Here is a 6,924-nt window from a genome sequence, read left to right on the forward strand (position 1 = left end):
TGCTCGACGTTTGTTGCTTCCTGCGCGGGCTGGAGGACGTCGAGCGCGAACGCGCCTGGCCGTCGCGGTCCGCCAAGGTGGTGCTGCAGCTCGCGCTGGACCGGTTGGCACGGCACTACGGCCTTGCGCCCCGGACTACACAGGCCGCGCGGCTGCGAAGCTGGCTAGCGGACGATGCCGCGTTTGTGGTGCCGTGAGGCGGCGGATCAGCCGCCAGCGGTCCGTCAGGTCGAAGCGGCGAGGGTCTCGCGAGCGTCGGCCTTGATCCGCTCGATCATCGAGCGCAGGCCGTTGGAACGCTGCGGCGTCAGGTGCTCGCGAAAACCCAGTTCGTCGAACACCGCGATCGGTTCCGTCGCCAGGATCTCCTTCGGCGTATGGCCCGACACCAGCGTCAGCAGGATCGCGATCAGACCACGGACGATGTGCGCGTCGCTGTCGCCGAGATAGCTCAGCACCGGCTCGCCGTTGGCGTTATGCGACAGCTTGCGCGACAGCCAAACTTGGCTGGCACAGCCTTGCACCTTGTTGGCGGAGGAGTGTTCTTCCTCGGGCATCGGCTCGAGCATGCGGCCGAGTTCGATCACGTACCGATAGCGGTCGTCCCACTCGTCGAGCAGCGCGAAATTGTCCCTGATCTCGTCAATCGTCATCGTGACCCGTATCTGTCGGTAGCGGTTCGCTCGCGATGGAACCTGTACCGACAGATATATGGGTTCGCAGGCGGTCGAAAGCGAGAATCGCCTGCTCCGATGGTCGTGAATTGCCCTAATTGGTGGCAGTGGGCTTTGCGACCGCATCGGTCGATGCGGTTTCGGCGCCGGGCAGCTTCCACTCGATTTTCAGATCTTCCGCCGTCAGCGTGTCGCGCGGCGCGAGCGACGGATCAGGCGCATCGGCGCCGCCGATGGCACCGGTCGGTTCGCCGCGCTTCTCGGTGATGATCTGATACAGCTTGCGCGCTCCTTCCTGCGCGCGATGGCCGATCACCGTCGCGGCCTGTTCGCCGACTTCGCAAGCCGCCGGCTGGCGCTTGCAGAATTGACTGAAGTCCGACACCGCGGCGCTCGCTGCAGACACCGCCTCCGAGGCGCCGATCTGCGGCAGCTTCTCCGAATCCGGTGTCGACTCGCGCGGCAGAAACACCAGGACCACTCCGATCCAAAATGCCAAGCGAAGCAGAAAGAACATCTCGCGACCCCGTCGTCCAAATCCCCGTTGCGATTGGTCTCGCAATCGAGCTCCGTCGTAGCGAAGGTCAATGAATTCGGAGTGGATCGGTTACTTACAATCCGAGTGAAATCGGCTGAAAACACCGCCGAGCCGATTCGGCGTAAATATTCGATTGACGTTGCACGCTTTCTCACCGCGCACGCTGTTTGCGTCCACCAATTCGAAACCATATCGCGGCGGTCGCTGAAACCATGCGTTCACCATTCGGGTTGAATGCGGTGCGCCGACCCGCGGAGAAGCGGCCGAACGCCATCGTCTGCGGTCGCCTTAGTGTTCGTTTAATGTCGCTCTGACAGGTTCGGCCAACCACACGTGAGGCGCCACAATGCCTCCCGTTACGAGGCGACCAGCGAGCGCGAGAAGCGTGGCAGTATCCAGGATCATCGGTGAATGTCTCGATGCATTGCTGCATCCGTCGGCGCGCTATGACGCGCTGACGACTGCACGGCATCGTGCGTTCCTTGCGCCGCGTCTGCTCGGAAGCCTCGCCGCCTTCGCGGCCTTTCCACTGTATCTGGTTTTGCGTGGCGCTCCGACGGCGCTCGAGGCAGCTGCGTTTGCGTGGCTGATTGCGCCTATTCTGGTGGCGTGGTTCCTGTCGCGCACTGGGCGCTACGAGCAGGCGCACTTTCTGTCATCGCTGGCGCTGACTGCGCTGGTGATCGGCGTCGCCGCACTGACCGGTGGTATTCAATCTTTCGCGGCCGTATGGCTGGTGGTGATCCCGATCGAAGCGGCGCTGTCGGCCTCGCGTCGCGCCGTGATGTTCGCGGCGTCGCTGGCGCTCGGCGGCGCCGCGGTGCTGATCGGGCTCGGGTTGTTTGGCGTTTTGCCGGTGCAAACCGCCGGTGCCGCGTCGAGCGCGACGCTCGCTGCGTTCGGTATCACCTCGGCTGCGCTGTACGCCTCCGGCCTTGCTTACGGTGCGGTGTGGCTGGCGCGAACCAACGGCGCGCTGCTGAATGTCGAGGAAGAGCGGTACCGGCTGCTCGCCCGCAACATGAGCGACGTCATCTCGCGTCACAATCGTAACGGCGCGGTGCGCTTCATTTCGCCGGCGGCCGAGAACCTGCTTGGCACGCCGGTAGCTCGCCTCGCCGAACACGGCCTGTTCGATCGCGTTCACGTCGCCGATCGTCCGGCTTACTTGAAGGCGATGTCCGATGCGGCGCGCGGCCGCGAGGCCGGCAGCGTCGAATTCCGCATTCGCCGCGAGGTCGCGCGCGACGAGCGCGGCCGGCCGTCGGCCGCTGAATTCGTCTGGGTCGAGATGCGCTGCCGGCCGCTCGAACCCAGCCTCGCCACGACCGCCGCCAATGCAGGCGAGACCGAAGTCGTCGCGGTGATGCGCGACATTACCGAGCGCAAGATCCACGAGCAGGCGCTCGACGAAGCGCGCGCCGAAGCCGATCGCGCCGATGCCGCCAAGAGCCGCTTCCTCGCCACCATGAGCCACGAGCTGCGGACTCCGCTGAACGCGATCATCGGTTTTTCCGACATGATCCTGCAGGACGACGTGCTGATGCTCGGCCCGGAGCGGCGCAAGGAATACGCGCAGCTCATCAACGATTCCGGTCAGCATCTGTTGTCGGTGGTCAACGGCATCCTCGACATGTCGAAGATGGAGTCCGGCTCGTTCGAGATCGTGCCTGAGCCGTTCGCACCGCGCCCCGCACTGCTCAACTGCTGCAATCTGCTGGCGCTGAAGGCGCGCGACAGCGGGATCGATCTCGTCACCCGCGCGCCGGAAAACCTGCCGGAAGTCGTCGGCGATCCGCGGGCGTTCAAGCAGATCCTGCTCAACCTGGTATCGAATGCGATCAAGTTCACCGAGCGGGGCGGCACCGTCACCGTCTCGGCCGCGGTCGAAGGCACCCGGCTGGTGCTGCGCGTTACCGATACCGGCGTCGGCATTGCCGAAGAAGATCTGAAGCGCCTCGGCGATCCGTTCTTCCAGGCTGGAAAGACCTATCAGCGCCGCCACGAGGGCACCGGCCTCGGGCTGTCGATCGTCAAGAGCCTGGTGCGGATGCACGGCGGCGAGATCGAGGTGCAGAGCCAGATCGATTGCGGTACCACCGTTACGGTGTCGCTGCCGTTGGCATTGCCGGCAGCGAGCAACGTGACGACGTTGAACCCGGCGATGCCGGCAGACTCGCCGGCGACAGACTACCAGGTGAAGAAGAGTGCCTAAGACGCGAAAGGACGATGCACCGCGGCGTCGCGGTGCGGCGGCAGCCGTTGCGGACAGCGAGGAGCGTGGATTTGCGATGCGGCTGATGCTGTCGAGCCCGAAGGATTTCGTCGCGGCGATGTTCGCCTCGGCCGCGGTGATCGCGATCGTGACCAATGCGATCTTCATGCAGGCCGGCCAACACCCATCGCCGATGTTCGGCAAGGCGGCGCCGTCGGCGTCGGTTTCGATCGTCACGTTGCCGCGTCCGCGCCCGGTCGACGCCGAGGCGCGTGCCGACACCAAGGTGCTCGATCAGAAGCTGCTCGAACCGACCGTGACCGAGCTGAAGCCGTCCGAAACCAAGCCTGAGTCAAAACCCGTCGAAGCCGCAAAGCCGGTGGAGGCGAAGCCGGTCGAGGTGCGCCCCGTCGAGGCGAAGGCTGCCGACACGCGTCGGCCGGACGCGCGTCCGGTGCGCGGCCGTGCCGAAGCCGAAGATCCGCTCGGCAATCTGGTGCGCGCGACGGCGCCGCATAGCGCTGCCTCGTCGGTCAATGCGCCGCGGCCGCCGGCTGCGATCCCGAGTGGTGCTAGCGAGGCCGCCGCTCCGTCGTCCCGCCGTGTCGCTTCGGTGCAGCGCGCGCTGACGCAATATGGCTATGGCCAGCTCAAGCCGACCGGCACCGCCGGCTCAGACACCCAAGCCGCCATCGCTCGCTTCGAACGCTCGCGCAACCTGCCGGTCACGGGGCAGATCTCCGACCGCGTGGTCCGCGAGCTTGGGTTGATGATCGGCCATCCGATCGACTAGTGCTAAGTCGACAGCGGCCGTCTGCCTGAAAGACACCGCTGTCGCTTCTCTTGATTTTGGGGGACATAGGCCGCGACGTCTCTGACGGGCGATCACCGCTTCCGATTTGCTCCAATCCCAAAATCCTCTACAAGCCACCCCATGAGACTGAAGAGTGCGATTTGGGTGTCGGCTTACTTGCGGCGCTGCCAGACCGAGGGCGTGTTCGGCGCGGTGCGCCGGCGTGGGGCCGAGGACGCGGGAGCGGTGTTCGTCAAGGTCGCGACCTTGGACGGACAAGCGATGCTGTACGTGCCGGCGCCACAGACCGCCTACGACGACGAGCGCCCATTCGAACGTGTGTTCGTGCCGGCGTCGCAGGCGCCCCAATCCGAAGCCGACGTCGAAGCGCGTCTCGCCAAGGAAATCCGGTTCGATCCCGACGTCTGGATCGTCGAAACCGAAGACCGCGCCGGGCGGCACTTTCTCGATCTGGCGAAATAATCGAAGCTGTTCTGCCGGGTCATGCCGGGCTCGGCCTTGGCATCCACGTCTTGGGAGAAGCCGTGGATGGCCGCGGTACCGCCGGCCATGACGAGTATTACGAACTAAACGACTTCCAATGAAGCGCGCTAACCGCGCGTCGTGCCGGTGCGTGGCGTCCAGATGGCGCCAGGCTGGACCGCAGGGCGGGCCTGCGGCGTTGCGCTGCGGGCGCGCTGCCGTTCATCGTCGTAAAGTGCCGCGCGATATTTGGCGCGCGTGGAAGCGACGGTGGCACCGCGCCAAGCCGCCAGCATGATCAGCGCCGCGCGTTCGCTCAAGCGATCGTACAGCCGCGACAGCCGGTACACCCACTCGACTGACGAGCCTTTGACCGGGTCGAGGAACATCAGTACCTGCTCGAACACCTGGCTTTTGACCCCCAGTGCCTTCAGGGCGCAGGCGAGCGCTTCGCCGCCTTCATCGAACACGACGCGCTCGGCCGTCGGGGCCGTGAGCAGCAGTGCGTCACCGAGTTCGGCGGTGAAGTTCTCGACGTCGGACACATAGGCCGCCATGTGGAGTACTTCGATCGCCCGCATCGCCCGCGGCAGATGAATCCGCGCCGCCGGACGCAGCGGCGTCTCGGCAAGATTGTACAGGATCTGCGTCCGCTCCTGCGAACTCGCCGAGAAGAACATCTCCGACAGCTGCGCAGCGTCTTCCGGCTGCATCGACAGGCTGGACGCGCGCTGTTCGGCTTCGGTCGGAATACGCGGCGCCGGCCGCGCCGGAGCTGCGGTATCAGCCGGGGGGATCGGTGCGGCTAAAGGCACGCGCTGATCGGTTGAGGGCGATAGCGACAGCCGCAGCGCGATCGCGCGGGGGGTATGCGGATAGATCGACAGCCGGGCGCGTACCACCGCGCGGGTCGCATCGTCGACCTCATCGATCAGCCGCGATGTCAGCTCGACGAACTGCCGCTCTTCCTCGTCAGTGTGCGACGGGCTCTGCACATACAGATCGGTCAGCACCCTGAGCAGCGTCGGGCGAATGTCGACGCCTTCGCGGCGCGACAGCGACATCAGCCCGTCGTATCCGGGAAAGGGTGTGAACGTTGTCATGGCGGCGCAAAATGGTACGAGTTACCGGAAGCTTAGCCCCGTCGCTTTAACAGCCAGTTAAGCTCAACGGTTTGTTAAGCAGGTCGGAGACGCAAGAACGGGCGCTTGAAGCGCCCGTCTGTCGAAGTCACGATTTTGGTAGCAGCCGCTGCTAATCGACGGTGCGGATCACGTTGGCGATCGGCTTTGCGGTCGAAGCGGTCGGTTGCGCCGGCGCGACCTGAGCGTCGTACTCCGGTAGCGTGGTCACCCGGTCCTTGGCGGTGATGAACACGATCTTGTAGCCGCCGGCCTTGAGCTGCGCGAGCAGCTCGGGCAGGGCCTGCGCGGTCGACTTCTGGAAGTCGTGCATCAGCAGGATGCCTTTGCCGGCCTTCTTGAGCTTGGCCATCACGCCGTTGATCAGTTGATCGGGCTTGTGAATTCGGAAGTCTTCGGAGTCGACGTCGATCGAGAACGTCGCGATGTTGCGCTCGCCTAGATATGCCTTCAGCTCCGGCGTCTGGCGGAGTTGCGGGAAGCGGAAGAACGGCGCGGTCGGCTGTCCTGCGGACTGCACCACGCCGCTGATGCCCTTCTCGATTTCATTCTTGGCTTCGGCGAACGGCTTGCTGGCGAGATTGACGTGTGACCAGGTGTGCGAACCGACGGTGTGGCCGGCGGCGATCACCTGCTTGAGGATCGCCGGGTGCCAGCTCGCATGCTTGCCGATCGGGAAAAACACCGCCTTGACGCATTGCGCCTCCAGCGCTGCCAGCACCGCGGGTGTATTTACCGGCCACGGGCCGTCGTCAAAGGTCAGGGCGACTTCGCCGGGCTGCAGGAAGTCATAGTCGCGATATTGCGACATGCCGAGACCCGGGCCGCCTGAGGTGTCGATCTCGACGGTGCGCGAGATGCCCAGCGCGTTCGGATTGCTACAGGCCTGCCGCACCGGGGCCGGCGCCGGGGCCGGCAGCGCAGCGGGCTTGGCGGTCATCGCGGGATCAGCGGCGGTCGCGCGGGCCGGCTGGATGTTCGGGGCAGGGCTCTGCGCTGCACGGGGAGGCGTACCGCCGGGCGTCGGCCAGCGCGCAGCGATCGTGCCGGTGGTGATTTCTTCCGAAGCGGAGGGAGCG

8 protein-coding genes are annotated in these 6,924 nt (G+C 65.3%); 4 read left to right on the forward strand and 4 right to left on the reverse strand.

The features are described from left to right. The coding region (locus DYI24_RS17860; protein WP_246701290.1) for a DUF6456 domain-containing protein at positions 1-197 on the forward strand (197 nt) is incomplete at its 5' end. Positions 198-224: 27 nt separating this feature from the next. Here DYI24_RS17860 and DYI24_RS17865 read toward each other — a convergent pair. Both DYI24_RS17865 and DYI24_RS17870 read right to left on the reverse strand, forming a co-directional pair. Next, positions 225-653 (reverse strand): SufE family protein, encoded by a 429-nt coding sequence (locus tag DYI24_RS17865; protein WP_164573255.1) that lies wholly within the window; start codon positions 651-653, stop codon positions 225-227. A gap of 115 nt (positions 654-768) precedes the next feature. Further along, the gene (locus DYI24_RS17870; RefSeq protein WP_164573256.1) at positions 769-1,191 is read right to left on the reverse strand and encodes a DUF5330 domain-containing protein; all 423 of its coding nucleotides are present in this window, start codon (positions 1,189-1,191) and stop codon (positions 769-771) included. 406 nt (positions 1,192-1,597) lie between these two features. Here DYI24_RS17870 and DYI24_RS17875 point away from each other — a divergent pair, with 406 nt between their 5' ends. From DYI24_RS17875 to DYI24_RS17885, 3 genes are all read left to right on the forward strand, one after another. Further along, positions 1,598-3,427 carry a PAS domain-containing sensor histidine kinase gene (locus tag DYI24_RS17875; RefSeq protein ID WP_164573257.1) on the forward strand — a complete coding sequence of 610 codons (1,830 nt, stop codon included), beginning with the start codon at positions 1,598-1,600 and terminating at the stop codon, positions 3,425-3,427. Continuing rightward, entirely contained in the window at positions 3,420-4,220 is an 801-nt protein-coding gene (locus DYI24_RS17880; protein WP_349627792.1) for a peptidoglycan-binding domain-containing protein, read from the forward strand. Before DYI24_RS17875 ends, DYI24_RS17880 begins: the two co-directional genes overlap by 8 nt. A 141-nt stretch (positions 4,221-4,361) precedes the next feature. Next, entirely contained in the window at positions 4,362-4,703 is a 342-nt protein-coding gene (locus DYI24_RS17885; protein WP_164573258.1) for a DUF1491 family protein, read from the forward strand. A 128-nt stretch (positions 4,704-4,831) separates the two neighbouring features. Here DYI24_RS17885 and DYI24_RS17890 read toward each other — a convergent pair whose 3' ends face one another. Continuing rightward, positions 4,832-5,806 carry a DUF2336 domain-containing protein gene (locus DYI24_RS17890; protein WP_164573259.1) on the reverse strand — a complete coding sequence of 325 codons (975 nt, stop codon included), beginning with the start codon at positions 5,804-5,806 and terminating at the stop codon, positions 4,832-4,834. 151 nt (positions 5,807-5,957) lie between these two features. After that, positions 5,958-6,924, reverse strand: a 967-nt coding sequence (locus tag DYI24_RS17895; RefSeq protein WP_164573260.1) for a polysaccharide deacetylase family protein, incomplete at its 5' end; no start/stop codon positions are given.

It is taken from the genome of Rhodopseudomonas sp. BR0C11 (assembly GCF_010820945.1).
In the GTDB taxonomy this organism is placed as follows: domain Bacteria; phylum Pseudomonadota; class Alphaproteobacteria; order Rhizobiales; family Xanthobacteraceae; genus Rhodopseudomonas; species Rhodopseudomonas palustris_H.